The 1,073-nt window shown below is 59.2% G+C and carries 2 protein-coding genes; both read left to right on the top strand.

Annotation, left to right across the window (positions count from 1 at the left end; translation table 11 throughout):
* The first annotated feature begins 206 nt into the window (after window positions 1-206).
* A complete protein-coding gene (locus tag ACFUEJ_RS24285; RefSeq protein ID WP_105817674.1) occupies window positions 207-680 on the top strand; it encodes a low molecular weight protein-tyrosine-phosphatase in 474 nt (157 codons plus the stop codon).
* A gap of 88 nt (window positions 681-768) precedes the next feature.
* The coding region (locus ACFUEJ_RS24290) for a Wzz/FepE/Etk N-terminal domain-containing protein (RefSeq protein WP_388032396.1) at window positions 769-1,073 on the top strand (305 nt) is incomplete at its 3' end.

Raw genomic sequence — 1,073 nt, forward strand, 5'->3', positions numbered from 1 at the left:
GGGCTGGCCATCGCGTACGCGGATTATCAAGCGAGATATGCGGAATCCGCGACGTCGCGGAACGCAGTGTTCGCCCAGCGTGCCGGGACGGACAAGGTTGAATGACGTCATGCGCCTCCGACTGCCTCGGAGCATTTTCATGTTGATGTCTCGCACGCGGTGAAGTGGACGTCCGGCGTAACGCTGGACGATACCGGGAAATATCGATGATTCGATCCATTTTGGTTGTTTGTATCGGAAACATATGTCGCAGCCCGATGGCCGAGGCCATGCTGGCAAGCGCGCTACCGGATTGCATCGTGCAATCCGCAGGGGTGGGCGCGCTGGTCGGGGAGCAGGCGGACCCGTTCGCCAGGGAATTGATGCGGGAGAGAGGCTTCGACATCGAAGGTCATCGTGCAAGGCAACTGTTGCGCTCGCATTGCATGCACGCCGATCTGATGCTCGTCATGGACATGGAGCAGAAGCGCTATGTCGAAAGATTGAACCCGCTGTCGAGAGGGCGGGTGTTTCGCCTGGGGGAGTTCGGCGACGCCGATATTCAGGATCCGTTCAGGCGCGGTCGGGAGGCGTTCGAAACGGCACTCGACTCGATCGAAAAAGGCGTGAGCGCATGGTCGGAAAGGATTGCGATTTCCGGCCAGCGCATCACCGAACCGGATGCAGTGCAGACGCGCTAGGCAACTGGCATCCCGGCCACGCCGGTGAGGGGAATGAAAGACCCCCAATCGGACACGTTTCAGCAACTCAATTAATCGAACCAAGCCCATGCAAGAAGCAGATGAATTCCTGTCCAGGCAACGCAGCTCTTCAACTGAGGAAAGCACGAGTCTCGGCGAGCACCTGGCCGCGCTGCTGGAATACAGGAACGTAAGTCTCGCGTTCGCGCTCGGTGCAGCGTTGCTGGGCGGCCTGTATGCGCTGATCACGAAACCGACCTACGAGTCGAACATCCTGGTTCAGGTCGAAGAGAACGGCAATTCGATCGGCTCGGCCCTGGGCGATCTGGCGAGCATGTTCGAACTGAAGACGGCTGCGACGACGGAGATCGAGATTCTGAGGTCGCGCATGAT

Source organism: Gordonia sp. NPDC057258, from assembly GCF_042668985.1.
Classification (GTDB): Bacteria; Actinomycetota; Actinomycetes; order Mycobacteriales; family Mycobacteriaceae; genus Gordonia; species Gordonia hongkongensis.